General features: G+C 66.0%; 25 protein-coding genes. 17 read left to right on the top strand and 8 right to left on the bottom strand.

The window, feature by feature from the left end:
* Positions 1-9 precede the first annotated feature (9 nt).
* The 3 genes from ACT17R_RS03480 to ACT17R_RS03470 form a co-directional block, all read right to left on the bottom strand.
* On the bottom strand, positions 10-255 hold the full coding sequence (locus ACT17R_RS03480; RefSeq protein WP_186402661.1) for a hypothetical protein: 246 nt from the start codon (positions 253-255) through the stop codon (positions 10-12).
* Positions 256-439: 184 nt separating this feature from the next.
* The gene (locus tag ACT17R_RS03475; RefSeq protein WP_062902960.1) at positions 440-910 is read right to left on the bottom strand and encodes a hypothetical protein; all 471 of its coding nucleotides are present in this window, start codon (positions 908-910) and stop codon (positions 440-442) included.
* 64 nt (positions 911-974) lie between these two features.
* Positions 975-1,601: a class I SAM-dependent methyltransferase gene (locus ACT17R_RS03470; RefSeq protein ID WP_062900577.1), complete on the bottom strand. Its 627-nt coding sequence runs from the start codon at positions 1,599-1,601 to the stop codon at positions 975-977.
* A 101-nt stretch (positions 1,602-1,702) separates the two neighbouring features.
* Here ACT17R_RS03470 and trxB point away from each other — a divergent pair, with 101 nt between their 5' ends.
* Positions 1,703-2,668 carry a thioredoxin-disulfide reductase gene (trxB, locus tag ACT17R_RS03465; RefSeq protein ID WP_444808996.1) on the top strand — a complete coding sequence of 322 codons (966 nt, stop codon included), beginning with the start codon at positions 1,703-1,705 and terminating at the stop codon, positions 2,666-2,668.
* A 173-nt stretch (positions 2,669-2,841) separates the two neighbouring features.
* Here trxB and rplI read toward each other — a convergent pair whose 3' ends face one another.
* The 4 genes from rplI to ACT17R_RS03445 all read right to left on the bottom strand — a co-directional run bounded on the left by rplI (position 2,842) and on the right by ACT17R_RS03445 (position 5,633).
* Positions 2,842-3,471 carry a 50S ribosomal protein L9 gene (gene rplI / locus ACT17R_RS03460; protein WP_058812625.1) on the bottom strand — a complete coding sequence of 210 codons (630 nt, stop codon included), beginning with the start codon at positions 3,469-3,471 and terminating at the stop codon, positions 2,842-2,844.
* Positions 3,472-3,484: 13 nt separating this feature from the next.
* Positions 3,485-3,709, bottom strand: a complete 225-nt coding sequence (gene rpsR, locus ACT17R_RS03455) for a 30S ribosomal protein S18 (protein ID WP_003040094.1) — start codon at positions 3,707-3,709, stop codon at positions 3,485-3,487.
* Between the two features lie 11 nt (positions 3,710-3,720).
* Positions 3,721-4,086: a 30S ribosomal protein S6 gene (rpsF, locus tag ACT17R_RS03450; RefSeq protein ID WP_003040085.1), complete on the bottom strand. Its 366-nt coding sequence runs from the start codon at positions 4,084-4,086 to the stop codon at positions 3,721-3,723.
* Positions 4,087-4,244: 158 nt separating this feature from the next.
* A complete protein-coding gene (locus ACT17R_RS03445) occupies positions 4,245-5,633 on the bottom strand; it encodes a Mur ligase family protein (RefSeq protein WP_062900575.1) in 1,389 nt (462 codons plus the stop codon).
* A gap of 102 nt (positions 5,634-5,735) precedes the next feature.
* Here ACT17R_RS03445 and ACT17R_RS03440 point away from each other — a divergent pair, with 102 nt between their 5' ends.
* The 4 genes from ACT17R_RS03440 (at position 5,736) to ACT17R_RS03425 (ending at position 8,959) form a co-directional block, all read left to right on the top strand.
* Complete coding sequence (locus ACT17R_RS03440; RefSeq protein ID WP_062900574.1) at positions 5,736-6,563, top strand: LD-carboxypeptidase; 828 nt, start codon at positions 5,736-5,738, stop codon at positions 6,561-6,563.
* A 125-nt stretch (positions 6,564-6,688) separates the two neighbouring features.
* Positions 6,689-7,627, top strand: a complete 939-nt coding sequence (fabD, locus tag ACT17R_RS03435; RefSeq protein WP_062900573.1) for an ACP S-malonyltransferase — start codon at positions 6,689-6,691, stop codon at positions 7,625-7,627.
* 22 nt (positions 7,628-7,649) lie between these two features.
* Entirely contained in the window at positions 7,650-8,390 is a 741-nt protein-coding gene (fabG, locus tag ACT17R_RS03430) for a 3-oxoacyl-[acyl-carrier-protein] reductase (RefSeq protein ID WP_003040073.1), read from the top strand.
* 29 nt (positions 8,391-8,419) lie between these two features.
* Positions 8,420-8,959: a hypothetical protein gene (locus ACT17R_RS03425; RefSeq protein ID WP_186402663.1), complete on the top strand. Its 540-nt coding sequence runs from the start codon at positions 8,420-8,422 to the stop codon at positions 8,957-8,959.
* Between the two features lie 65 nt (positions 8,960-9,024).
* On the opposite strand, the gene ACT17R_RS03420 is transcribed toward ACT17R_RS03425, so the two are convergent.
* Positions 9,025-11,097, bottom strand: coding sequence for a TonB-dependent receptor (locus ACT17R_RS03420; RefSeq protein ID WP_217372605.1), 2,073 nt, complete (start codon positions 11,095-11,097; stop codon positions 9,025-9,027).
* Positions 11,098-11,292: 195 nt separating this feature from the next.
* On the opposite strand from ACT17R_RS03420, the gene ACT17R_RS03415 reads away from it, so the two are divergent.
* From ACT17R_RS03415 to ACT17R_RS03360, 12 genes are all read left to right on the top strand, one after another.
* Positions 11,293-12,273: a cysteine synthase A gene (locus tag ACT17R_RS03415; protein ID WP_062900570.1), complete on the top strand. Its 981-nt coding sequence runs from the start codon at positions 11,293-11,295 to the stop codon at positions 12,271-12,273.
* Positions 12,270-12,656, top strand: a complete 387-nt coding sequence (locus ACT17R_RS03410; RefSeq protein WP_062768711.1) for a hypothetical protein — start codon at positions 12,270-12,272, stop codon at positions 12,654-12,656. The genes ACT17R_RS03415 and ACT17R_RS03410 overlap by 4 nt, the downstream gene beginning before the upstream one ends.
* On the top strand, positions 12,653-13,807 hold the full coding sequence (locus tag ACT17R_RS03405; RefSeq protein ID WP_444808995.1) for a Gldg family protein: 1,155 nt from the start codon (positions 12,653-12,655) through the stop codon (positions 13,805-13,807). The genes ACT17R_RS03410 and ACT17R_RS03405 overlap by 4 nt, the downstream gene beginning before the upstream one ends.
* A 274-nt stretch (positions 13,808-14,081) precedes the next feature.
* Positions 14,082-14,582 carry a division/cell wall cluster transcriptional repressor MraZ gene (locus ACT17R_RS03400; protein WP_062900568.1) on the top strand — a complete coding sequence of 167 codons (501 nt, stop codon included), beginning with the start codon at positions 14,082-14,084 and terminating at the stop codon, positions 14,580-14,582.
* A complete protein-coding gene (rsmH, locus tag ACT17R_RS03395; protein WP_082819788.1) occupies positions 14,579-15,571 on the top strand; it encodes a 16S rRNA (cytosine(1402)-N(4))-methyltransferase RsmH in 993 nt (330 codons plus the stop codon). Before ACT17R_RS03400 ends, rsmH begins: the two co-directional genes overlap by 4 nt.
* The gene (locus ACT17R_RS03390; RefSeq protein ID WP_217372603.1) at positions 15,565-16,161 is read left to right on the top strand and encodes a hypothetical protein; all 597 of its coding nucleotides are present in this window, start codon (positions 15,565-15,567) and stop codon (positions 16,159-16,161) included. Before rsmH ends, ACT17R_RS03390 begins: the two co-directional genes overlap by 7 nt.
* Entirely contained in the window at positions 16,158-17,852 is a 1,695-nt protein-coding gene (locus ACT17R_RS03385) for a peptidoglycan D,D-transpeptidase FtsI family protein (RefSeq protein WP_444808994.1), read from the top strand. Before ACT17R_RS03390 ends, ACT17R_RS03385 begins: the two co-directional genes overlap by 4 nt.
* Positions 17,852-19,291 (top strand): UDP-N-acetylmuramoyl-L-alanyl-D-glutamate--2,6-diaminopimelate ligase, encoded by a 1,440-nt coding sequence (locus ACT17R_RS03380; RefSeq protein ID WP_444808993.1) that lies wholly within the window; start codon positions 17,852-17,854, stop codon positions 19,289-19,291. Before ACT17R_RS03385 ends, ACT17R_RS03380 begins: the two co-directional genes overlap by 1 nt.
* On the top strand, positions 19,288-20,664 hold the full coding sequence (locus tag ACT17R_RS03375) for a UDP-N-acetylmuramoyl-tripeptide--D-alanyl-D-alanine ligase (protein ID WP_444808992.1): 1,377 nt from the start codon (positions 19,288-19,290) through the stop codon (positions 20,662-20,664). The genes ACT17R_RS03380 and ACT17R_RS03375 overlap by 4 nt, the downstream gene beginning before the upstream one ends.
* Positions 20,664-21,734, top strand: coding sequence for a phospho-N-acetylmuramoyl-pentapeptide-transferase (mraY, locus tag ACT17R_RS03370; RefSeq protein ID WP_062900564.1), 1,071 nt, complete (start codon positions 20,664-20,666; stop codon positions 21,732-21,734). The genes ACT17R_RS03375 and mraY overlap by 1 nt, the downstream gene beginning before the upstream one ends.
* The gene (gene murD, locus ACT17R_RS03365; protein ID WP_186402670.1) at positions 21,731-23,038 is read left to right on the top strand and encodes a UDP-N-acetylmuramoyl-L-alanine--D-glutamate ligase; all 1,308 of its coding nucleotides are present in this window, start codon (positions 21,731-21,733) and stop codon (positions 23,036-23,038) included. The genes mraY and murD overlap by 4 nt, the downstream gene beginning before the upstream one ends.
* Positions 23,031-24,281 carry an FtsW/RodA/SpoVE family cell cycle protein gene (locus ACT17R_RS03360; protein ID WP_003040034.1) on the top strand — a complete coding sequence of 417 codons (1,251 nt, stop codon included), beginning with the start codon at positions 23,031-23,033 and terminating at the stop codon, positions 24,279-24,281. The genes murD and ACT17R_RS03360 overlap by 8 nt, the downstream gene beginning before the upstream one ends.
* Positions 24,282-24,284 lie beyond the last annotated feature (3 nt).

The following is a 24,284-nucleotide window of genomic DNA, read 5'->3' as shown; positions in this document are numbered from 1 at the left end:
TACCTGATCCTAGCCGGCGGGTGGCTCGGCCGCTCGCCTTTCGGCCTGCTCGTAGCGCAGGCAGTCGAAGATTTTGGCGCCAGCAAGAAATACCGAACCGCTGCACGCGACGAGCAGCAACTGGCCGCCGTACCCCGGAAATTCATGCAGATAGGCTGTTCCGCGCGCCATGGCACCCGCCGCCAATGCATAGATGATCAGGCAGGCCTCGAACCTGGTCTTGATGATAAACAGCCGTCCGATTTTCTTCAGCATCGCCACCATCCGAAGCAAGGGATGTGCCAGTGGCGCAAATCAGGGATTCGCCGCCACCGGCTTATGGTAAACTGTAAGTTAATCCGACATGTTAGGGAAGGGCGGCGGTAATTGCCCGTCTATGAAGCGGGTTTCGTGGATAGGAACCGGGAGTGGCCATGCCGGAACGAGAATCGGGTTCGAATTAAGCGCCGATCAGATATTTGAAGCCGTTCAGCGCAACCACGCGGTCGTCTTCACAAACCGGTGCGGCGATCAGCCGGACCCAACGTGGTTTGCGCCGCGACGCTTCGATCGCGACATCAAGGGTGAAGCCGCGACGATGGGTGATCGCGTGCGCGCGCAGTTTTTCCATCGCGGCGCGCGATTCCTCGCGATAGAGCGCGACGGCATCGCTGCGCGCGACTTCGACGCCGCGCGGCAGACCGAAGATGTCATAGACTGTGTCGGACCAGACAAGATGATCGTCGGCAAGGTCGCAGGTCCAACTGCCGACGCCGTGGCGCTCCATGACTGCGGCCGCGTCGTCGGCCATCGCTGGCGTGCGGCCCGGCGGACGGATCGATCGCCGGTCGACCCAGCCCAGATCGAAATGATGTCCCCGCTCGAAAAGCGGCCAGCTGTGATGCAGCGGAAGAGGGTATTGATGACGCACGCGAATCCGATCCTTCGCCCCCAAGTCTAGGCGGCCCATATTAAGGAATTGCTGCGCTCGGTAATCAGGCAGGAGCGCGCGCGGTTCCATATTCGACCCAGCCGAAAGGGCGAGGGGTTTTGGGCATATAATGTGCCGCCTGCCGTTCCACCGCAAAGCCCGCGCCCGCATAGGCGTCGGCGATCGGCCGCGTCAGATGGCAATTGCCGCCGATGCGTTTCCAGACGGGCTCGATCCGCCGTTGCCAGCGCGCAACCCCCGCGTCGGGGGCGCCGCCATGTTCCAGAAACAAGGCGGTTCCGCCCGGTTTGAGCACGCGGCGGATCTCGGCCAGCACCGCCGCCTGATCGTGCACCGAACAGAGGGTGAAGGTAGTGACGACGGTGTCGAATCGGCCGCTCTCGAAGGGCATCGCTTCACCGATGCCACCTTCGATCGTCGCCGCGATGCCGCGCGCCTGCGCCGCCGCGCGGCTCATCGCGAGTAGTTCGGGCGACGGATCGAGCCCGGTGAAGCGCGTCACCCGGTTCCAATCGTAAAATTCCATATTGATGCCGCCGCCGCAGCCAAGCTCCAGCACGTCGCCCGATGCCGCCGGCACCACCTTGCTGCGCGCCTTCATGATCTGCCCCTGCGAGCAGGCGCATTTGATCAGCCGCGGCACCCCATGACGTTCCCACCAACTCGCCATTCCCGTCTCTCCCCTTGGCGTGCAGCCTGTCCCTTGCTAGCGCGATTGGCAACACCCATCTGGGCGTCCTCGCTCATAGCCGCCAACAACGAAAGACCGTCATGCCCGCCACGCACCACACCAAGATGCTGATCCTCGGTTCCGGCCCTGCAGGGCTTTCGGCCGCCATCTACGCGGCGCGCGCCGGGATGCAGCCGATCGTGGTGCAGGGGCTGCAGCCGGGCGGGCAGTTGACGATCACCACCGACGTCGAAAACTATCCCGGATTTGCCGAAGTGATCCAGGGCCCTTGGCTGATGGAGCAGATGACGGCGCAGGCGACGCATGTGGGCGCCAGCATGATCTGGGACACGATCGTCGACGTGGACCTGTCGCAGCGGCCGTTCCGTCTGATCGGCGACGGCGGCGACGTCTATGTCGCCGAAACGCTGGTGATCGCGACCGGGGCGCAGGCAAAATGGCTGGGCGTTCCCGGCGAACAGGAACTGGGCGGCAAGGGCGTTTCGGCCTGTGCGACCTGCGACGGATTTTTCTATCGCGGCAAAAAGGTGGTGGTGATCGGCGGCGGCAACACCGCGGTCGAAGAGGCGCTGTATCTGACCAATCATAGCGACGACGTGACGCTGATCCACCGCCGCGACAGCCTGCGCGCCGAAAAGATCTTGCAGGACCGGTTGCACGCCAATCCCAAGATCAAGGTGCTCTGGAACAAGAAGGTCGATCGCTTCGTCGCGGGCGAAGGGACGGCGGGGCTGGTCGGCGTCGACCTGATCGACACGATGACGGGCGAGGCGAGCCACGAGCGCACCGACGGCGGCTTCGTCGCCATCGGCCACAGCCCCTCGACCGAATTGTTCAAGGGCAAGCTGCCGCTCGACGCCGACGGCTATCTTGCGGTGACGCCGGGCACGTCGCTGACAGCGGTGCCGGGCGTCTTCGCGGCGGGTGACGTGACCGACAAGGTGTATCGCCAGGCGATCACCGCGGCGGGTATGGGCTGCATGGCCGCACTCGACGCCGAACGCTTCCTTGCGGAAGCGGAGTATCATGCGATGGTTGATGCTTGAACGCTGAGGGCGGACAGCGACCGATTGTGGAGGTTGGCCGACTTTTCTTCCATCGTCATCCCGGCGCAGGCTCCCACCCCAAAGCCGGTCTCCCGAAATAGCCCGCGCACGAAAAAGGCCCCGGAACCGATGTGGTTCCGGGGCCTTTTTGTTTCGTGCGAGCCGAAGATGCGTTAAGCGTCTTCGTCCTCGTCAGCGGCCGGCGCTTCCGCGGCCGGAGCGTCCGACGGCGGGGTGGCGTCGTCGAATTCGTCTTCGCTGTCGGGTTCGAGAGCAACCGCAGCCGCCGCAGCCTGTTCTTCTTCGAACATGGCGGCAATGACGTCGATGCCCTGCTTCTGCATTTCGGCTTCGTCCGGCGAGCGGGCGACGTTGACGCCCACGGTGACCGCGACTTCGGGATGCAGCTTCACCTTGACGTCGAACAGGCCGAGCGACTTGATCGGACGTTCGAGTTCGAACATCGCCTTGGTCAGGTTCGTCGCACCGTCTTCGATCAGCGCGTCGAGGATGTCGCGCACCGAAACCGAACCGTAAAGCTGGCCAGTGTTCGACGCCTGACGGATCAGGACGACCTGCTTGCCGTCGATGTCCTTCGCGCGGCCTTCTGCCGCGGCGCGGCGGTCGGCGTTGTCCGATTCGATCTTCGCGCGGTTGGCTTCGAAGAGCTTCTTGTTGGCTTCGTTCGCGCGCAGTGCCTTGTTGTTGGGCAGCAGATAGTTGCGGGCAAAGCCGTTCTTGACGGTGACGACGTCGCCGATACCGCCCAGTTTCTCGATGCGTTCGAGCAGGATGATTTCCATCGGTCCGCGCTCCTTACTTCACAATGTAGGGGAGCAGGCCGATGTGACGGGCGCGCTTGATCGCCTTCGCCAGCTCGCGCTGCTTCTTGGTGGACACCGCGGTGATCCGCGACGGGACGATCTTGCCGCGCTCCGACAGGTAACCCTGGAGCAGGCGGACGTCCTTGTAATCGATGACCGGTGCGTCCTTCGCGCTGAAGGGGCAGGTCTTGCGGCGACGGAAAAAGGGTCGTGCCATGGTCGTTTTCCTTATTCTTCGCCGTCGCGGTCACGGCCACGGCCGCCCCGACGTTCCTGCTTGCGCATCATTACCGACGGACCCTTTTCGAGTTCGTCGACCTTGATGGTCATCCAGCGGATGATGTCTTCGTTGATTGCCGCCTGGCGTTCGATTTCGGCGACGGCTTCGCCCGGCGCTTCGACCGACAGCATCGCGTAATGACCCTTGCGGTTCTTCGCGATCTTGTAGGCGAGCTGCTTCAGGCCCCAGGTTTCGGTCTTGTGGACCTGACCCTTAAATTCGGTCACGATGTTCGTGATGCCTTCGGCGAGCGCATCGACCTGAGCCTGGCTCAGATCCTGACGCGCGATAAAAACATGCTCGTAAAACGGCATGGTTTGCGTCCTTCGATTTGGCCGATCGCTGATTTCGCGCCAATCGCGAAACCCCTCCGGCTGTCGTCCGGCTTTGCGTATTGGTGCAAAGCAAACGGGGCGATGGCAACGTGGCCTCGCCCCGAATGAGCGCGCCTATACAGATTCGCGGGGATTAATCAAGCGCGCGATGCAAGCTTTTCCAGCAATTCCCGCCCGAAATCGGTGAGTGTGTCGTCGCGCGCGCCGAGGATCAGGATACGGTCGCCGGGCGCCGCCTCCTGCACCATCGCAGCGCCGCAATCGGCGCGGACCGGCACATGGACAGCGTCGGCACCGCCCGCGACGATGTCGGCGACGAGCGTTTCGCTCCCCATGCTGCGATCGACGGTGCCGCCGAAATAGACGGGATCGCAGACGAAGAGCCGGTCGCCGGGACGCATGCCGCGCGCAAAGCTGGCGGCAAGCTCGCGCCCCATCTGGCGGAGCGGGCCATAGCCGTGCGGCTGGAAGAAGAGCAAAGCGCGGCCGGGAAGCTCGGCAACTGCGGCGAGCGTCGCGGCGACCTTGTCGGGATTATGCGCGAAATCGTCGATCACGGTGACGCCGTTCGCCTGGCCGAGCACCTCGTACCGGCGCGCGAGCCCGGCGAAGTTGGCGAGCGCCTCGACCGAGCGGACGACCGGAATGTTGAGCGCGCGCGCGGCGGCGATTGCGGCGAGCGCATTGGCGGCATTGTGTCGGCCGGGCATCCGCAGCACCGCCGCGTGGGTGTCGCCGGCGAAATGGACCTTGAAGCGGCACCCGTCGGGAAGCGCCTCGAAGTCGCTGCCGCGCATCGCGGCGCTCTCCGAAAATCCAAAGCGCAGGACGTTTCCTCCCGCCAGCAGCGGCGCCGATTCGGGATCGTCGGCATTGACCACGGCAACGCGCGCCTTGGCCGCGAAATCGCCGAACAGGCTGTGCAGTTCGGCAAGGCTCTTGTGGTCGAGACTGATGTTGGTGACGACCGCAACGTCGGGCTGGTAGAGGGCGATCGACCCGTCGCTTTCGTCGACTTCGCTGACATAAGTCGCGGTATCGCCGACGAGTGCGCTAGCGAAGGGGGTTTGATCGTCGGCGAAATTGCGCATTACCGCGCCGTTCATCACGGTGGGATTGGCGCCCGCGCGATCGAGGATCCAGCCGATCATGCCGGTGACGGTCGACTTGCCGCTTGTCCCGCCGACGCCGACCGCGCGGCCCGCTTCGTTGAACAGGGCCGCGTTGAGTTCGGCGCGCGTCAGGCGCGGCAGGCCGAGCCGGTTTGCCGCTGCGACGTCGGGCACGCTGTCCTCGACCGCCGCCGAAGCGACGAGCGTCTGCCCGGCGGCAACGCCGCTGCCATCCTGCGGGAACAGCGCAATGCCGCGGCTTTCGATCCAGTGAAACTTGTCGGCGCTGCGACCCTGATCGCGGCTGCGATCGGACCCCGCGACCGCCGCGCCGCGCGCCGCGACAATCATCGCGAGCGGCAGCATCCCCGATCCGCCGATGCCGCAGAAGAAATAGGATTTGTTTTCGGCCATGCCGGCGCGATATGGCGTTGGCGAAGGGTTTGCAACTGGCGCAAGGCCGAGGGGCATCTCGACTTCGCTCGATGCGAACGGATCGTTGGGTTATTTCAAGTCATGCGCATAGGCATCATTGCCCCCTCCACCCCCATTCTTCCCGACGATGCGGAAGCGGTGCGGGCCATTGCGGCGCTGGGCTATCCCGAGGTCGAACTGGTGTTCGATCCGCAATGCTTTGTCGTTCACGGGCATTTTGCGGGCGCCGATGCGGTGCGGCGCGAAGCGCTGGTGGCGATGGCCAACCGCCCCGACATCGACGCGATTTGGTTCGCGCGCGGCGGCTATGGTGCCTGCCGCATCGCCGAGGATGCCGTCGCCGCCATGGGCGAGGCGGCGCGCCACAAGGCCTATCTCGGCTATTCGGATCAGGGCAATCTGCTCGGCTGCCTGTACCGCGAGGGCTTCGATCATGTCGCGCACGGCCCGATGGTCGCCGACATCCGGCGCGAAGGCGGTGAAGCGGCGGTGACGCGGGCGCTCGACTGGCTCGTCGCGCGCGATCCGGCGGCCTGCGAGCCCGGCCTGCGGCACGGCGCGCGCCATGCCGCGTTCAACCTGATGACGCTGTCGATGCTTCTCGGCACGCCGCTCGAGCCCGATCTGTCGGGGCATCTGCTGATCGTCGAAGAAGTGAGCGAATATCTCTACGCCTTCGACCGCGCCTTTTTCCATGTCGCGACCTGTCTGGCGCCGCGCGGTCTGGCGGGCATCCGGCTGGGACGCGTCAGCGACATTCCCGAAAACGACCGGCCGTTCGGAATGGAGGCCGAGGAAATCGCGCAGGACTGGTGCGCGCGGACCGGCATCACCTGGCTTGGCCGCGCCGACATCGGCCATGACGTGGCCAACAAGGTCGTGCCCTTCGGCTTGCATCGCGCGGGGTGAGCGAATAGGCGCGGCACTTTCCGTCGCCCCCGCGAAGGCGGGGGGCGTCGTCGGCCTGGTCGACGGCAAGGTGTAAAACGACAGCGGCCCCCGCCTTCGCGGGGCCGACGAGAAGGGGCTAGGTCATGCGCGCATTCATCTTTCCGGGTCAGGGCAGCCAGGCCGTGGGCATGGGCAAGACGCTCGCCGAGGCGTCGGCGCATGCGCGCGAGGTGTTTCAGGAGGTCGACGAGGCGCTCGGCCAGCATCTTTTCAAGCTGATGAGCGAAGGGCCGGAAGATCAGCTTACGCTGACCGAAAACGCCCAGCCCGCGATCATGGCGAACGCGATCGCCACGCTGCGCGTGCTCGAACGGGACGGCGGCGTGACGCTGTCGGGCAAGGCCGCTTATGTCGCGGGCCACAGCCTCGGCGAATATAGCGCGCTGTGCGCTGCCGGTGCCTTTGACCTGGCGACGACTGCGCGGCTTCTGAAAACGCGCGGGCAGGCTATGCAGGCGGCGGTCCCCGTCGGGGTCGGCGCAATGGCGGCGCTGCTCGGCGCCGACATCGACACTGCGCAGAAGCTCGCCGACGCCGCGGCCGAGGGCGAGGTCTGCACCGTCGCCAACGACAATGATCCGTCGCAGGTCGTCATCTCGGGCCACAAGGGCGCAGTCGAGCGCGCCGTGGCGATGGTAAAGGATTATGGCATCAAGCGCGGCGTATTGCTGCCGGTGTCCGCACCCTTCCACTGCCCGTTGATGCAGCCCGCCGCGGATGCGATGGCCGAGGCGCTAGGAGCCAACCCGCCGACGGCGCCGCTGGTGCCGGTGATCGCGAACGTCACCGCCAGTCCGGTGAGTGATGCCGATACCATCAGCAACCTGCTCGTCGAACAGGTGACGGGCCGTGTCCGCTGGCGCGAAAGCGTCGGCGCCATGGAAGCAATCGGGGTGACACAGTTCGTCGAATTCGGCGGCAAGGTGCTCGGCCCGATGGTCAAGCGCAGCGCATCGGGTGATGTGGAGACGGTGAGCGTGATATCGATGGACGACATCGAGGCATTGCTCAAGACGCTCTGAAAACGGATTCCAGGAGAATAATATGTTCGATCTCACCGGTATGACCGCGCTTGTTACCGGCGCCAGTGGCGGCATCGGGTCCGCAATCGCGCAGGCGCTTGCGGCGCAGGGCGCGCGGCTTGCGGTGTCGGGGTCCAATGCCGACAAGCTGAATGCCTTTCGCGATAGTCTGGGCGGCGATCATGTCGCGCTCCCGTGCAACCTGGGCGATGCCGCGGCGGTCGACGCACTCGTGCCCTCCGCGGTCGAGGCGCTTGGTCAGCTCGATATCCTCGTCAATAACGCGGGCGTGACGCGCGACAATCTGATCATGCGGATGAAGGACGAAGAGTGGATGGACGTCATCCGCATCAATCTCGAGGCCAATTTCCGCCTCGCGCGCGCTGCCGCCAAGCCGATGATGAAGGCGCGCTTCGGCCGCATCATCTCGATCACCAGCGTCGTCGGAGCCACCGGCAATCCGGGGCAGGCGAACTATGCCGCGTCGAAGGCGGGCGTGACCGGCATGACCAAGGCCTTGGCGCAGGAACTGGCGAGCCGGGGCGTCACTGCCAATTGCGTCGCTCCCGGTTTCATCGCAACTGCGATGACCGACGATTTGCCCGATGCGCAGAAGGAAGCGCTCAACCAGCGCATCCCCGCGGGCCGCATGGGCGAGGGGAGCGATATCGCCGCCGCCGTTGTCTATCTCGCGTCGAGAGAAGCGGGCTATGTCACCGGACAGACCTTGCACGTGAACGGCGGCATGGCCATGCTGTCCTGAGGGGCGCGTTTCAGGGGGTAAAAGCAGAAATGACAAGGATTTGGATAGCGGCGGTTGCACTCGGGTTCGCGGGCGTGCCCGGCGCCGCGCTGGCGCAGGACGGAGCCGCGCTCGATTGCGTCGCCAAGACGGTTTCGCCCGACCTGCGCGCGCAGATCGGCGCGGCGATGGCGGGTAGTGACAGCGACGCCGCGCGGCCGCTGTTCGAACAGTTCGGTGCGCTCTCGACCGACTGTATGACGAAGAACGGGATCGCGGCCGATCGCAAGGATGTCTATTTCGACTATAATCTTGCCCGCGTGTCGCGCGAATGGTTCGCAGGTCAGATCAGGAAGGCCGGCCTGTCGGTCGACCCGGTCGATCGCTCGCTCGACTTCGGGCCGAAGGGGGCCAACCCGGATCTCAGCAGCGAGATGACCGAGGATCAGATCAACACGATCATTAATGCCTATACCGCCGCCGGCGTCGATGTCGAAAGCGTCGATCAATCGGTATGGGAAAAAGTCGGCGCCTATGCCGCGGCCAGTTCAATTTACTGGAACCGCCGCCAGCAGTTTCTGAGCCACTAGAAGCCAAGGGGCAAAAAAGAGGGCCGGGTTTCGCACGGAAACCCGGCCCCTTTTTCGGCACGCGGTCAGAAGCTGGCGCGCGCGGTAATGCGGATGTCGCGGCCGGCAAGCGGCACATAATCCTTGGTGAAGCTCGCATGGCGGCGGGCATCGACGTCGAAGATATTGTCGGCTGCCAGCGTCAGCGACAGATTCTTCGTGTCGGGAAGCGGGCGCCAGGTCAGCGAGGCGTTGACCAGCGTAAAGCCCTTGGTCGCGGTCTCGAACGGCGCGATGCGGGTCTGGTCGTCGGTCCATTCGACCTCGGCGCGTGCATCGACGCGGTCGCTCTGCGCTTCGAGCCCGCCCCGGATGCGCAGCGGCGGGATGCGCGGGACATAGGGACCGTCGACGATCTTGGCGCGCGTCATGTCGGCGGTCGCGTCGGCAACGAAGTTGAAGCCCCCCGCCTGCGCCAGCGGGGCGGTGCCCTGAAATTCAAATCCCCATACCCGCGCCTTGTTCTGGCGGAATTCAAACAGCGGCAAGTCGTCGGCGATCAGGCCGGTGTCGGTTTCATAGATGAAATTGTCGAACCAGCTTGCATAGCCGGTCAGCCCCATCGACCAGCCGTCGCGGGTGAACTTGAGCGATGCCTCGCCGCCCCAGCTCGTTTCCTTGGCGAAATCGGGGTTGCCGCGTTCATAGGTCAGCGTTGCGGCATGCGGCCCGTCCGAGAGCAGCTCTTCGGCCGAGGGCGCGCGTTCGCTACGCGAAACCGACACGCTGGCCTTAAGGCCGTCGGCGAGCTGATACGACAGGCCGGCCGCGCCCGACAGGCTGTCGAACGAGCGGTCGAAGCCGATGCTGTTCGCCGCTACTTTGGAATTTTCGAAACGCAGCGCGCCTTCGAGCGTCACCGGGCCGCGTTCGAGCTCCTGCAGCGTGAAGGCGGCGAGGCGCGTCGTTTCGTTGGCGGGAAGAAAGGCTTCGTCGCCGATCGCCGCGAAATCGCGGAAGCTGTACTGGACCCCGCTCGCACCGCGCCAGCCGCCACGATCATTCTGGGCGAGTTCGGCGCGCGCCTCGATGCCGCGATTGGTGAAGCGCGTGCCGGGCTGACCATCGTCGAATTCGGTGTGGGCATAGTCGGCATAGGCGCCGCGGATACGCAATTTGTCGAACAGGCCGTCGCCCAGATTGACCTCGCCGCGCACATCAACGCGATACTGGCGCGCCTTGATCGTCGGCAGCTCGTTGATGTCGGCGCGCGGTGGGATTCCATATTCGTCCTCGAGGTAGCCGAAGCTGATGCCGAGCGACCCGCCGTCGTCGACGAAGGCGGCTCCGACGCCGGCGCTCTTGCTCGTGCTCTGGCTGTTCGGCACGCGGCCGCGGCTGTTCGCGGCGTCAGTCAGCCGCGCCGCTTCCTCGGCGTCGCCGCCGGCGCTCGCATCGGCGGCGAGGTCGAGTAGATGCGCGCGCAGTGCAGGCGCATAGATCAGCCCGCCGACGCGCACGTCGTTCGAATCGCGATAATTGCCGTCAGCATGGACGACGAAGCGCTGGCCGAGCGGCACGTCGATCGAGGCGCCGATGCTCTTGTCCTGCGCCGCGGTGCCATAGCTGGCGAGCGCATCGATGTGGGCGGGGCTTTCGGGGATGGCGCGCGGGATACGGCGGTCGAAGACGTTCACCGCCCCGCCGACGGCCTGGCTCGAGAAGAGCAGCACCGACGGGCCGCGCAGAATTTCGATACGATCGGCGGTCAGCGGATCGATCGACACGGCATGATCGGCCGACGTCGAAGACGCATCGATCGCGCCGAGGCCATCGACAAGGACCGCGGCGCGTTCGCCGGAGAAGCCGCGCAGGATGGGGCGCGACGCGCCGGGTGAGAAGCTGCTCGACGATACGCCGGGCTGCGATGCGAGCGTGTCGCCGATCTGGCCGCGAATATCCTGTGCCAGCTTTTCGCCCTGCATCACCGACACATTGCCCAGGATGTCGAGGCTACGGACATAGGGCGCGGTGACGACGATGCCCTGGTCGGTGTGAAAATCATCGTCGCTGCCCGACTGGGCGGCGCCCTGCTGCGCGAAAGCGGGGGTGGAGAGGAGTAGGGCGAGGGTCAGGCTGGTGACGGGGAGCAAGCGCATGGCGACAATTTCCTGTTATATCGTGACGAGTTCGACGGGCGCAGTAATGATATACTGTTACAGATGCAACCCCGCGCTGGGACCGGATCCCGTCGTTGGTCGGCGCCGGTGCCCCGTTCGTCGACAAAGCGCGGCCATACAAGCCGCAAGCGAAGCTGTCTTGCAGGCGCAGGGGCGCGGGCCTAGATCAAGGACATGATCAATGCGAAGAACAGCCTCGACCTGATCGGCAACACGCCGATCGTGTTGCTGCGGGGCGCCAGCGAAGCCACGGGCTGCGAAATCTGGGCCAAGTGCGAATATGCGAACCCCGGCGGATCGGTGAAGGATCGCGCCGCGTTCTACATCGTCCGCGATGCCGAAGCGAACGGCCTGCTGCGGCCGGGCGGGACGATAGTGGAGGGTACGGCGGGCAACACCGGTATCGGGCTGGCGCTCGTCGGCAACGCGCTCGGCTACCGGACGATCATTGTCATGCCCGACAATCAGAGTGCCGAGAAGATGGCGACGATCCGCGCGCTTGGTGCCGAGCTGGTGCTGGTCCCGCCGGCGCCCTTCGCAAACCCCGGCCATTTCGTCCACACCTCGCGCCGCATCGCCGAAGAAACCGACAATGCGATCTGGGCCAACCAGTTCGACAATATCGCAAACCGCAAGGCGCATATCTGCGGCACCGCCGAGGAGATCTGGCAGCAGATGGAGGGGCGCGTCGACGGCTTCACCTGCGCGGCGGGGACCGGCGGCACGATCGCGGGAACCGGCCTGGGCCTCAAGGCCAAGGACGAGCGGATCACCATTGCGCTGACCGATCCGCACGGCGCCGGCCTCTATAATTACTACAAGTGCGGCGAGCTGAAACCCGAAGGGTCGAGCGTCGCCGAAGGCATCGGGCAGAACCGCATCACCGGCAATCTGGACGGCGCGCCGATCGACACGCAATTCCGCATTTCGGATGCCGAAGGCCTCGCGGTCTGTCGCAGCCTGCTCGACGACGAGGGGTTGTGCGTCGGCCTGTCGTCGGGGATCAATGTCGCGGGCGCGATGGCGCTCGCGCGCGAACTTGGTCCCGGCAAGCGCATCGTGACGATCCTGTGCGACAGCGGCTTTCGCTATCTGTCGACGCTCTACAATCCCGAATGGCTGGCGAGCAAAGGCCTCGCCGAGGCGGCAGCATGAGCAGCAAGCCCGAGATCAAGCCAGCGATCGCGCCGAACCCCGCGGCGCCCGCTGAAGCGCCACCGCCGCCGCCGCACGATGCGATGCGGCGGCTCCAGATCGGCATTGCCGGGGTGTTGACCGTCCTGCTGCTCGTCGGGATGGCGGGGCTGATCGGCGACCGGGCGCGCGAACGCGCCGCCGCCGACCCCGACACTGCGGCGGAGGTCAAGGTGCCGGGCGCCGACCAGAAGCCCGCGAGCGCGCCGCTCGAGGAGCTGGGCGTGCAGCCGGTTTCGAAGGAGCAGAACGACGACCCCGCGGCGAAGGTGCCGACCGCGCCCGCCGTCCCCGACCTCGAACCCGATCCTGAACTCGAGCGCGTTCGCCAGTCGAAACAGTGACATTGCCGCCTCCCGGCGCTCTGCTGCGTGGCGCACTGGCGGCGGCCGCGGTGCTGGCGCTGGGCTGGTTCGTCGGCGGACAGGCGATGCTCGGCCGGATCGATCCCGCGCTGCTGCTGCCTCTATGGCCGTTGCCGCTGGCGGCGCTGGCGTGGACGGCGCGCCGCGCTTCCCGAACTGAACGCCGCGCCGCCTTTGGCGTCGCGATTGCTTTGACGCTGATTGGTCAGGCGCTGCTTGCGGCCTGGCTCGCGGGAGCCTTCCCCTGGCTGCAACTCGTGCTGAGCGCGGGTTGCGGGAGTGTGGTGGCAGTTGGTGCGGACTGTATGGTCCAGGCCGCGCGGCCGCGCGGGCTTTTTCGCGTGCTGCTGATTGCCGCCGCGATCCTTAGCTGGTTTGCCGCCGCACACGGGCTGCTGGCGCTTGCCTATCGCGCTCCGGCGCCGCGCGCCGTGCCGGTGACGATGATGACAAGCCTGCCGCTGCGCTGGTCGGGCGGCGATCTGGCCGCGATGCTTGCCGAGGGCGCCCGCGACGACCCCGCACTCGACCGGATTGCACGCGGCGGGCCGCTGCGGCTCGTCGACAGTCTTGCCGACCACCCGCTCGCGCGCGGCGATGCCCTGTTGCTCGCGCATCCCCCCGCGCTTGCACCGCGCGATCTTGTCGCGATCGACGCCTTTGCGCGTGGCGGCGGGCGCGCGGTGATCCTCGCCGATGCGCTTTCGGGCTGGCCGCCGCGCCACCCGCTGGGCGATCCGCGCAATCCGCCGGTGACGAGTCTGCTCACCCCGTTGCTCGACCATTGGGGCATCACGCTCGCCGCGGCGCCCAATGCCGAGACAAGGCCGATCGCCGTCGATGTCGGCGGCGCCCGCCTGCGGCTGTTCAGCGCCGGCCGCTTTACGCAGGTGCCGCCTGCCTGCGTGCGGATCGCGGGCGGTCATCTGCTCCATTGCCGGATCGGGCAGGGCGAAGCGTGGCTGGTCGGTGACGCCGATATGCTGTTCGCCCCGCTCTGGCAGCCGCAGCCCCGCTGGGCGGCGCATCTGCGCCATGCCGACACGATGGAGTGGCTGGATGCGCGCTTGCGCGGAGCCGACGCGCGCGGCTGGTTGCGCCCGCTCTGGATAGGCGCCGCCGCCGACTGAGAGGTCGCGGCCCCATTACCACCCGAATTTCGGCTTCCCGCGGCTGGCGTTTCGGCGCCGGAGCCCGCTTTGCTTGATCAACTGAGCACATTTTTGCCCATTTGGGGCGCAATTACCCTGTTTCACCCTAAAATACCCCTTTTCACCCTAATCGACTCTTGATACTCAGGAATCGGAGAGGGGCAATCTCCACCCGAGTCTTTTGGCGCGAAATCCTGCGATTCTCGCGGACGGGGAAGTTTTGCCCGGAGGCGCGAAACGGGGGGCTTCAGCGATGGCAGTTGTGACGCCCGGCCGGTACTCGGGTACCAACTTCGCCGCGATCGATGGCAAGGGACGCATCGCCGTCCCTTCGCAGTTCCGCAATAATGTGCCCCTCAATGCGGACGGTCAGCGCGTGCTTTGGGTTGGTTTCCATGAAAAGCTGCCTTGTCTGGTCGCCTATGGCCAGGATCAATATGATCGCCTGACCGACGAGATCGAGCGCGACCGCGACACCGCGCTCGCCCGTAATATCGATTTCGACGAGGACGAGGCGTTCAAGAAGCGGTTCAGCTATACCGAGGCCTATACGCTCGACGACAGCGGGCGCTTCCTTCCCAATTTTACCGCGCGCGACCGCGTCGGCGATGCCGGCGCGACCGCCTTTGTCGGGTCGGGCCGCCGGTTCGAAGTATGGTGGCTGCCGACGCTCGCTGACTGCGTCGATGCCGATCCGGTGCTCCAGCGACTTGCCAAGGCCTGGGAAGAGACGAAGGGGAAGGGGCGCAAGTGACCGATCTTTCCCCCGACCTGCCTCGGGATCCCCGCCATGATCCGGTCCTCCGCGAAGAAGTCATCGCCGCCCTTGCCATCGCTCCGGGCGAGCGGCATGTCGACGCGACCTTCGGCGCCGGCGGCTACACGCGTGCGATGCTCGCCGCGGGGGCCGAGGTGATCGCGTGCGACCGCGACCCCGATGCGATTGCCGAGGGGCAGGCGCTCGTCGCCGAAGCCGACGGCAAGCTGATGCTGATCCACGGCCGCTTCGGCGAAATCGACCGCCTGCTCGCCGAACGGGGCATCGGCGCGGTCGACGGCATCACTTTCGACATCGGCGTTTCGTCGATGCAGCTCGACCGCGATGCGCGCGGCTTCTCGTTCCAGAAGGACGGCCCGCTCGACATGCGCATGGCGCAGGAGGGCGAGACTGCCGCCGAATGGCTCAATCGCGCCGACGAGGCCGAGATCGCCGACGTCCTGTATCATTATGGCGACGAACGTCAGTCGCGCCGCGTCGCGCGGGCAATCGTCGCTGCGCGCCCGCTGTCGCGCACCGGCGAACTGGCGACGGTGATCCGCAAGGCGCTGCGCCATCCGCCGGGCGCGCCCAAGGATCCGGCGACGAAGAGCTTTCAGGCGATCCGCATCCACATCAACGGCGAGCTCGACGAACTGATGGAGGGGCTCGCCGCGGCGGAGCGCGTCCTGCGCCCCGGCGGCCGGCTTGCCGTGGTCAGCTTCCACAGCACCGAAGACCGGATCGTGAAGAACTTTCTGCGCGAGCGTAGCGGCGGCGACGCCGCCGGCTCGCGCCACCGGCCCGCGCCGATCGGAGCGGCGCGGGCCGCCACCTTTCAGCCGCCGGCGCGCAAGGTGCGCCCCGGCAAGGCCGAAGAGGCGCGCAACCCGCGCGCGCGCTCCGCGACGCTGCGCAGCGCCGTGCGCACCGCAGCCCCGGCCTGGCCGACCCAATTGACGACGAAGGAGGCAATCTCATGCTGATGGCGGCCCGCAAGCTTCAGGGGATCGGCCTGGTGCTGCTCGTGCTCATCTTCGCGATGATGCTCTATCCGGTCTCGTTGAAGGTCGCTGCGACACGCAGCGAACTCGCGCGCATCAATCATCAGATCGAGCGCACGCGCGACAATATCCGCTACCTTGAATCCGAACTCGCGGTGCGCGCTTCGATGCGCCAGCTCGAACAGTGGAACGCCGACAGCTTCGGCTACTCGGCGCCGGATGCCTCGCAATATCTGTCGAGCGAGCGCCAGCTTGCCTCGCTCGATGGTCTGCCGCGCGCTCGCGGCGCCAATGAAGTCGCGCCGGTGCTGATGGCAATGGTCAGCCCCGTCGGAACACCCGAACCCGCCGTGACGCCGGTGAAGGCCGAGGCGAAGCCGGCCGCCGAAAAGCCCGTCGTGCTGGCGCAGGCCGAAACGCCGGTGCGCAGCGACAGCGCGCCGCGTCTGGCGCCGACGCGTCGCCGCGAACAGCTCAAGATGATCGAGGATCAGCTCCTCGCGGAATCGACGCTCGCCGACCTCAAGCGTGCCGCGGCGCGTGAAGCGAAGGAGGGCAAATCGGGCCAATGAACACGCTGGTCGTCCGTCCGACCCGGGTTCGAACCGCTGGGGTGCGGCAGCAGATATTGCTGACCGCGCAACAGCGGCTGATGATGCTCATGCTGCTGTTCATGGCGGCATTTTTCCTCGTTTCGGTGCGGCTGCTCTATTTTGCGCTGTTCGATAGCGATGCCGGCCGCGGCGGCAACAGCACGGCCTTCGTGCCCGCGCGCGCCGATATCGTCGATCGCAATGGCGTGCCGCTCGCTCGGACGATCGACGGCTATTCGATCCGTGTGATGCCGTCGAAACTGCTCAACGATCGCCAGTATCTCGCCGACGAACTGCACAAGATCTTTCCCGACATGACGCGCGAGGACCTGCTCGCCAAGCTGACGGGCCCGCGCCCGACCTATATCCGGCGACGGGCGCTGCCCGATCAGGTGGCGGCGGTGAATGCCATCGGCGATGTAGGGTTCGATTTTCCGCGCGAAAAGGAGCGCCTCTATCCGCAGATGTCGCTCGCGGCGCATGTGCTGGGCTTCACCAACGCCGAAGGCCATGGCGTCACTGGCGTCGAGGGCGCGTTTGACCAGCGGCTGATCGACAAGGCGACGCGCGGCGATCCGCTGACGCTGTCGATCGACGCGCGCGTGCAGGGCGTGCTCGAAAGCGAGTTGTCGAACGCTGTCACCAATCTGGAGGCGATCGGCGGGGCGGGCATCATCCTCGACGTCCACACGGGCGAAGTGATGGCGATGACGTCGCTGCCCACCTATAATCCGAACAAGCTGGCGGGTAGCGATCCGACGACGCGGCGCAACGCCGTGACCTATAATCTCTACGAGCTTGGATCGGTCGTCAAACCGCTCTCGATCGGCGCCGCGATCGACAATGGCGTCGTGACGAGCATGGCGAAGCGCTATGATGCAACGCAGCCGCTGGCGATCGCCGGTTTCCGCATCCGCGATTCGCACATGATGAACCGCTGGCTCAACGTCCCCGAAACGCTCATCCACAGCTCGAACATCGTCACCGCGCAGATCGCCGACCAGCTCGGCAAGGAAAAGATGGAGGCGATATTCCGTAGCCTCGAATTCAACAAACGCCCCGAAATCGAACTCAAGGAGCGTGCCTTCCCGCTGTGGCCGCGCGAATGGGGCCGGCTGTCGACGATGACGACCAGCTATGGCCACGGCATTGCGGTCACTCCGCTGCACCTTGCCAGCGCCTATGCCGCGCTGGTCAACGGCGGCATCTGGCGTCCGGCGACGATCCTGAAGCTGGGCGACAAGGCGCCGCCGCAGGGACGCCGCGTGTTCAAGGCATCGACGAGTGCGCGGATGCGCCAGCTCCTGCGCCTGATCGTGTCCGACGGCACGGGCCGCCAGGCCGACGCCCCGGGCTTTCGCGTCGGCGGCAAGACCGGCAGCGCCGAAAAGCCGGGCGCCGGCGGCTATCGTCGCCATTCGCTCGTGTCGACCTTCTCCGCCGTCTTCCCGATGGACAATCCGCGTTACGTGGTGCTGGTGATGATCGACGAACCCAAGGGCAACGCCTTCAGCTCGGGGCAGCGCACCGCTGGCTACACCGCCGCGCCGGTGGTCAAGAAAGTAGTGATGCGTGCGGGACCGATGCTCGGCGTGTTCCCCGACGAAAGCCGCGACGTCGACGTGTCGGAACTGACGCCGCTGCTGTGGAAGAACGGGGAAAGCGAATAATGCGGCTCGCGGCGCTGACCGGCGGCGATCATGTCGATGGGGACGGTCCGGTGGTGACCGGGCTTGCCATCGATCATCGCAAGGTTGCGCCGGGCAATGTCTTCGGCGCCTTCGTCGGCGAAAAATTCAACGGTGAGGACTTTATTGCCGCCGCGGTGGCGGCGGGCGCCGTCGCCGTCGTCGCGCGGCCCGAAGCCGTGGTCGAGGGCGCGGTGCATATCGCCGATGCCAATCCGCGGCGCGCCTTCGCGCGGCTTGCGGCGCGCTTCTTTCACCGTTTTCCCGCAACCTGCGTCGCGGTCACGGGCACCAATGGCAAGACTTCGACGGTCGAGATGACGCGTCAGCTCTGGCGAATGGCGGGCCTTCACGCAGCATCGATCGGAACGCTTGGCGTGACCACCGGCGCCGACCGGGTCGTCACCGGACTGACGACGCCAGACATCGTGACCTTTCTGTCGAACATGGCGGGCCTGGCGGCCGAGGGCGTGACCCATGCGGCCTTCGAGGCGTCGAGCCACGGGCTCGATCAATATCGCACCGAAGGCCTGCCGGTAAAGGCGGCGGCCTTCACCAATCTCAGCCACGATCATCTCGATTATCATGGCACGATGGAAGCCTATCTGGGCGCCAAGTTGCGGCTATTCACCGAGGTTGTCGAACCCGGCGGAGCCGCGGTGGTCTGGGCCGACGATGCCCATTCGTCCAAAGTGGTAGAGTCGGCGCGCGCGCGCGGACTGCGTCTGCTTACCGTGGGAACGAAGGGTGAGGAACTGCGCCTTGTCGGGCGGACGCCGACGCAGCTCGGGCAGACGCTGACCGTTGCGGCAGGTGCTCTGACGCAGAAAGTCGACCTGCCGCTTATCGGCGCCTATCAGGCCGCCAACGCATTGGTCGCGGCCGGGCTGGTCATCGCGACCGGCGGCGATGGTGCGCAGACGCTCGCCAATCTGGCGCGGCTCCAGCCGGTACGCGGACGGCTCGAGCGTGCGGCGATCACGCGCGCGGGCGCCCCCGTCTATGTCGACTATGCCCACACCCCCGACGGGCTGGAGGCGGCGCTCGATGCGTTGCGGCCGCACGCCACGGGGCGGTTGATCCTGGTGTTCGGTGCGGGCGGCGACCGCGATCAGGCGAAGCGCCCGGAAATGGGCCGCATCGCCGCCGCCAAGGCCGATATCGCGATCATCACCGACGACAATCCGCGTGGCGAAGATCCCGCGTCGATCCGCGCCGCCATCGCCGAAGGCGCGCCGGGTGCCCAGGTGATCGGCGACCGCCGCGCCGCGATTGCTGCCGCGATCGAGATGGCGCGCGCCGACGACATTATCTGCGTCGCAGGCAAGGGGCACGAACAGGGGCAGATTGTCGGACGCGGTGACGCGCTGCGCGTCATCCCCTTCGACGATGTGAGCGTCGCGCGCGAGGTGGCGGCATGACCCCGCTGTGGACGGCGCGCGCGATCGCGGCGGCGTGCGGCGGCACCGCTAGCGCCGATTTCACGGTGCAAGGTGTTGCCTTTGATTCGCGCGAAGTCACGAAGGGCGACCTGTTCGTCGCGATGAAGGGCGAGGCGACCGACGGCCATAACTTCATCGACAAGGCGATTGCCGCCGGCGCAGCGGGTATCATCTGCGAAAACGATATAGACTTTCCGCACATCCGCGTCGCCGACAGCGCCGCAGCGTTGAACGCGCTCGGCGCCGCGGCGCGCGCGCGCAGCCATGGGCGGATCATCGGCGTCACCGGCTCGGCGGGCAAGACGGGGACCAAGGAGGCGCTGTTCGCGGCGCTCGACCGCTTTCGCCCGGGCAAAGCGCACCGTTCGGTCAAAAGCTACAACAACCATGTCGGCGTGCCCTTGAGCCTGGCGCGCATGCCCTCGACCGCCGATTTCGGCATCTTCGAAATGGGGATGAACCATGCGGGCGAGCTGGCGGCGCTGACGCGGATGGTACGCCCTCATGTCGCCATCGTGACCACCATCGCGCCTGCGCACATGGAATTTTTCGACAGCGAGGAAGCGATCGCCGACGCGAAGGGCGAGATATTCGAGGGGCTGGAGCCGGGCGGCACCGCAATCATTCCCTTTGACAGCCCGCATTACGCGCGGCTGCGCGCCAAGGCCGAACAGCATGCGGCGCATGTCGTCAGCTTCGGGCTGGGCGAAGGGGCCGATGTGCGCGCGGTCGACTGGTTGCCCGACGGGCAGGGGGGATCGCTCGTTACGGCACAGGTTCAGGACGCGCTGCTCTGCTTCACCATCGCGCAAGGCGGCGCGCATTGGGTGGCCAATGCGATGGCGGTGCTTGCTGCGGTCAAGGCGGTTGGCGGTGACCTGCCCGCCGCGGGCTTGGCCTTCGCCGAGATGGGCGGTCTTGCGGGTCGCGGCGCGCGCACCCGCGTCGAGGTGCCGGGCGGTTCGATCCTCGTCATCGACGAAAGCTATAACGCCAATCCCGCATCGATGGCCGCAACCATCGGCCAGCTCGGCAGCGAATCCGGTGCGCGCAGGGTCGCGATTCTGGGCGCGATGAAGGAGCTTGGCGACGGCGGCGAGGCCTATCATGCCGGTCTGGCCGCTCCGCTCGTCGCAGCTGGTGTGCAGTTCGCCCTGCTTGTCGGCGAAGAGATGGCGCCGCTCGCCAAAGCGCTTGAGGGGCGGATCGATTTCGAGCATGTGGCCGACCACTCGGCTGCGGTAGGGCGGCTGGGGGCCTTGATCCGGCCCGGCGATACGGTGCTGGTCAAGGGATCGAACAGCGTGGGACTGTCGCATGTCGTGACCGCGCTGACCAATGGGGATTATTGATGCTATATTGGCTGGCGGAATGGCTTGGCTTTCCGGGGGTTCTGAACCTCATCCGCTATCTGAGCTTCCGCTCGGGCGCCGCGGTTGCGACGGCGCTGATCATCGGTCTGTGGATCGGGCCGCGCTTCATCCTCATGCTGCGGATGCGGCAGGGGAAGGGGCAGCCGATCCGCGAGGACGGACCGCAAAGCCATTTTGCGAAAAAGGGCACGCCGACGATGGGCGGGCTGATGATCCTGATCTCGCTAATGATTTCGGCGCTGCTGTGGATGGATTTGTCCAACCGCTTCGTCTGGGCCTGCATCTTCGTCACCGGCGGGTTCGCGCTGGTCGGCTTTCTCGACGATCTCGACAAGGTGACCAAGTCGAGCCATCGCGGGATTCCGGGGCGCGTGCGCCTGCTCGTCGAATTCGTGATTGCGGGCATCGCGGTGCTGCTGATCGTATCGCGGACCGGCACCGACCTTTATCTGCCCTTTTTCAGCGAAGTCTATATTCCCCTGGGGCCGCTCTATTATGTCTTCGCGATGGTGCTGATCGTCGGTTTCGGCAATGCGGTGAACCTGACCGACGGGCTCGACGGGCTCGCGACCTTTCCGGTGATGATCGCCAGCCTTGCTTTCCTCGTCATCGTCTATCTGTCGGGTAACGTGAAATTCGCGGGCTATCTGGGCATTCCCCATGTGCCGGGGGCAGGTGAGCTTGCAATCTTCGCCGCCGCGATCATCGGGGCCTGCCTTGCCTTTCTGTGGTTCAATGCGCCGCCCGCGGCGGTGTTCATGGGCGATACGGGCAGCCTCGCGCTCGGCGGCGCGCTAGCGACGATTGCGGTGACGGCGCAGCACGAACTGGTGCTGGTGCTGGTCGGCGGGCTGTTCGTCGTCGAGGCTTTGTCGGTGATCATCCAGGTCTTCTGGTACAAACGGACCGGCAAACGCATCTTCCGCATGGCGCCGATCCACCATCATTTCGAACAATTGGGCTGGCCCGAATCCACCGTCGTCGTCCGTTTCTGGATCGTCTCGATCGTCCTCGCGCTCGCCGGACTCGCGACGCTCAAGCTGCGGTGATCACCGCGCGCGCCTTTGCCGGTCGCCGCTATGCGGTGCTGGGACTGGCGCGCTCGGGGCTGGCGACCTGCGAGGCGCTGATCGCCAGCGGCGCGGGGGTGACCGCGTGGGACGAGCGCGAAGCGGCGCGCGATGCCGCGATGGCGCTCGGCGCCGACATCGGCAATCCGTTGGAGATCGACCTTGTCGGCTTTGCCGGCGTCGTCGTGTCGCCGGGCGTGCCGCTCAACCGCCATCCCATCGCCGACCATGCCCGCGAAGCCGGTGTGTCGATCCTCGGCGATATCGAATTGTTTGCCGAAGCCGCGGCTGATCTGCCGCCGCACCGCATCGTCGGCATCACCGGCACCAACGGCAAATCGACGGTGACCGCGCTTGTCACCCATGTGCTGGAAAGCGCGGGCGTTCCGGCGCTGATGGGCGGCAACATCGGGCTGCCGATCCTTGCCCGCGATCCGCTCCCCGAAAACGGCGTCTATGTGCTCGAACTGTCGAGCTACCAGATCGACCTGGCGCACAGCCTGGCGTGCGATGTCGCCGTGCTGACCAACATCAGCCCCGATCACCTCGACCGTTATGACGGTTTCGCTGGCTATGCCGCGTCGAAGGAGCGGCTGTTCGCGCTCCAGCACCGCGATCAGGTCGCGATCGTCGCGGTCGACGATGACCCGTCGCGGATGATCGCGGGGCGCATCAATCACCGGCTCCACCGCGTTTCGGCGAAGGACATCGATCCCGCCGATCAGGCGCGCTGGCCCGCGCTGCACGGTCCGCACAATGCGCAGAATGCCGTGTGCGCGATCGCGGTATGCCGCGTGCTGGGGCTGAACGACGAACAGATCGAACGCGGACTCGCGAGCTATCGCGCGCTCCCGCACCGTATGGAATTGGTCGGCGAAGTCGCTGGCGTCCGCTGGTTCAACGACAGCAAGGCGACCAACGCGGCTTCCGCTGCACCGGCGCTGGCGGCATTTCCGCCGGCGCCGGACCAGCGTGTCCACTGGATTGCCGGGGGGCAGGCCAAGGGCGACGGGCTGACCGCCTGTCGTCCTTGGTTCGGCCATGTCAAGCGCGCCTATCTGATCGGCGAGGCGATGGAGCCTTTCGCGGCCGAGATCGGCGACGCGCTGCCCGTCGAACGGTCGGGCGATCTGGCCGCCGCGGTCGCAGCCGCCGCCGCCGCTGCGACGCCCGGCGACATCGTGTTGCTGTCGCCCGCCTGCGCTTCGTTCGATCAGTTCAAGGATTACGAACAGCGCGGCGATCGCTTCCGCGAACTGGTGCAGGCGTTGGGGAATGGATGACGATATGAACGGGGGGGCGGACAATATGGATGCGACCACGGAGCGGCCCGTCATCGCGACGACGCGGACGACGAAGCGCCGCGGCCCGCGCCTCAGCCGCGCCGACCGCACGCCGCTGGGCCTGTGGTTCTGGGAAATCGACCGCGTATTGCTGTTGCTTGTGTCGATGCTGATCGCCATCGGCCTCGTCGCCGTGGCGGCGGCATCGCCGGTCGCCGCGCAGAAGCTGTCGACCGCGACCGCCAGCCTCGATCCGCTCTATTATTTCTATCGCCAGCTCATGTGGGTCATGGTCGGCGTGCCGGTCATGCTCGCGGTATCGATGCTGCCCAAACCGCAGGCGCGGCGCTTTGCCATCTATGGCACGATCACCTTCGTCTTCCTGTTGTTCATGGTGCCGCTGATCGGCACGACGGTGAACGGCGCGCAGCGCTGGATTGGCAGCGGCATCTTCCGCCTCCAGCCGTCGGAATTTCTCAAGCCCTTCTTCGCGGTGTCATTGGCCTGGATATTGTCGCTGCGGCTGCACGATCAGAATCTGCCGGTCGTGCCGCTGTCCTTCGTTTTTACCGGGATCATCGCGATCCTGCTGATGAGCCAGCCCGATCTGGGGCAAACGATCATCTTCGCGGGGACATGGTTCGTTCTCGTCATGGTCGCCGGCCTGTCGATGCGGATCATGGCGGGGCTCGCGGGCACGGGACTCGCGGGGCTGGTCCTTGCCTATTTCTTCTACCCGGTGGCGCAGCAGCGCATCAACATCTGGCTGTTCGCCGAGGGCGACAGCTTTCAGGTCGACAAGGCGCATGCGACGCTGACCGCCGGCGGGCTGATCGGCACGGGGCCGGGTGCGGGACTTGCCAAGTTCCAGCTTCCCGAGGCGCACACCGACTATATCTTCTCGGTCATCGGCGAGGAATTCGGGATCATCGCCTGCATCGCCATCGCCGTCCTTTATCTGGCGATCATCGTCCGCGTTCTGGTGCGGCTGCTCGACGAAGAGGACAGCTTTCTCATTCTCGCCGTCGCGGGTCTGATTGCGCAGTTCGGCGGGCAAGCGACGATCAACATGGCAGTGAATACCCAGCTCTTTCCGTCAAAGGGGATGACCTTGCCCTTTATCAGCTATGGCGGTTCGTCGTTCATCGCCTTGTCGATCGGCATGGGTTTGCTCTTGTCGCTGACCCGGCGAAACCCCTATGCGGCGCGGGTATCGATGACCCGCAACTGGAACAGGAAATGACGG

It is taken from the genome of Sphingopyxis sp. Q841 (assembly GCF_052384365.1).
In the GTDB taxonomy this organism is placed as follows: Bacteria; Pseudomonadota; Alphaproteobacteria; order Sphingomonadales; family Sphingomonadaceae; genus Sphingopyxis; species Sphingopyxis terrae_A.
This window is presented reverse-complemented; position numbering and strand designations above follow the sequence as displayed.

What these genes read in the sequence shown, in the direction of transcription:
- ACT17R_RS03480 (WP_186402661.1), bottom strand. Translation starts at nt 255, where the DNA reads ATGCTGAAGAAAATCGGACGGCTGTTTATCATCAAGACCAGGTTCGAG.
- ACT17R_RS03470 (WP_062900577.1), bottom strand. Translation starts at nt 1,601, where the DNA reads ATGGCGAGTTGGTGGGAACGTCATGGGGTGCCGCGGCTGATCAAATGC.
- trxB (WP_444808996.1), top strand. Translation starts at nt 1,703, where the DNA reads ATGCCCGCCACGCACCACACCAAGATGCTGATCCTCGGTTCCGGCCCT.
- rplI (WP_058812625.1), bottom strand. Translation starts at nt 3,471, where the DNA reads ATGGAAATCATCCTGCTCGAACGCATCGAGAAACTGGGCGGTATCGGC.
- rpsR (WP_003040094.1), bottom strand. Translation starts at nt 3,709, where the DNA reads ATGGCACGACCCTTTTTCCGTCGCCGCAAGACCTGCCCCTTCAGCGCG.
- rpsF (WP_003040085.1), bottom strand. Translation starts at nt 4,086, where the DNA reads ATGCCGTTTTACGAGCATGTTTTTATCGCGCGTCAGGATCTGAGCCAG.
- ACT17R_RS03445 (WP_062900575.1), bottom strand. Translation starts at nt 5,633, where the DNA reads ATGGCCGAAAACAAATCCTATTTCTTCTGCGGCATCGGCGGATCGGGG.
- ACT17R_RS03440 (WP_062900574.1), top strand. Translation starts at nt 5,736, where the DNA reads ATGCGCATAGGCATCATTGCCCCCTCCACCCCCATTCTTCCCGACGAT.
- fabD (WP_062900573.1), top strand. Translation starts at nt 6,689, where the DNA reads ATGCGCGCATTCATCTTTCCGGGTCAGGGCAGCCAGGCCGTGGGCATG.
- fabG (WP_003040073.1), top strand. Translation starts at nt 7,650, where the DNA reads ATGTTCGATCTCACCGGTATGACCGCGCTTGTTACCGGCGCCAGTGGC.
- ACT17R_RS03425 (WP_186402663.1), top strand. Translation starts at nt 8,420, where the DNA reads ATGACAAGGATTTGGATAGCGGCGGTTGCACTCGGGTTCGCGGGCGTG.
- ACT17R_RS03420 (WP_217372605.1), bottom strand. Translation starts at nt 11,097, where the DNA reads ATGCGCTTGCTCCCCGTCACCAGCCTGACCCTCGCCCTACTCCTCTCC.
- ACT17R_RS03415 (WP_062900570.1), top strand. Translation starts at nt 11,293, where the DNA reads ATGATCAATGCGAAGAACAGCCTCGACCTGATCGGCAACACGCCGATC.
- ACT17R_RS03410 (WP_062768711.1), top strand. Translation starts at nt 12,270, where the DNA reads ATGAGCAGCAAGCCCGAGATCAAGCCAGCGATCGCGCCGAACCCCGCG.
- ACT17R_RS03400 (WP_062900568.1), top strand. Translation starts at nt 14,082, where the DNA reads ATGGCAGTTGTGACGCCCGGCCGGTACTCGGGTACCAACTTCGCCGCG.
- ACT17R_RS03390 (WP_217372603.1), top strand. Translation starts at nt 15,565, where the DNA reads ATGCTGATGGCGGCCCGCAAGCTTCAGGGGATCGGCCTGGTGCTGCTC.
- ACT17R_RS03385 (WP_444808994.1), top strand. Translation starts at nt 16,158, where the DNA reads ATGAACACGCTGGTCGTCCGTCCGACCCGGGTTCGAACCGCTGGGGTG.
- ACT17R_RS03380 (WP_444808993.1), top strand. Translation starts at nt 17,852, where the DNA reads ATGCGGCTCGCGGCGCTGACCGGCGGCGATCATGTCGATGGGGACGGT.
- ACT17R_RS03375 (WP_444808992.1), top strand. Translation starts at nt 19,288, where the DNA reads ATGACCCCGCTGTGGACGGCGCGCGCGATCGCGGCGGCGTGCGGCGGC.
- mraY (WP_062900564.1), top strand. Translation starts at nt 20,664, where the DNA reads ATGCTATATTGGCTGGCGGAATGGCTTGGCTTTCCGGGGGTTCTGAAC.
- ACT17R_RS03360 (WP_003040034.1), top strand. Translation starts at nt 23,031, where the DNA reads ATGGATGACGATATGAACGGGGGGGCGGACAATATGGATGCGACCACG.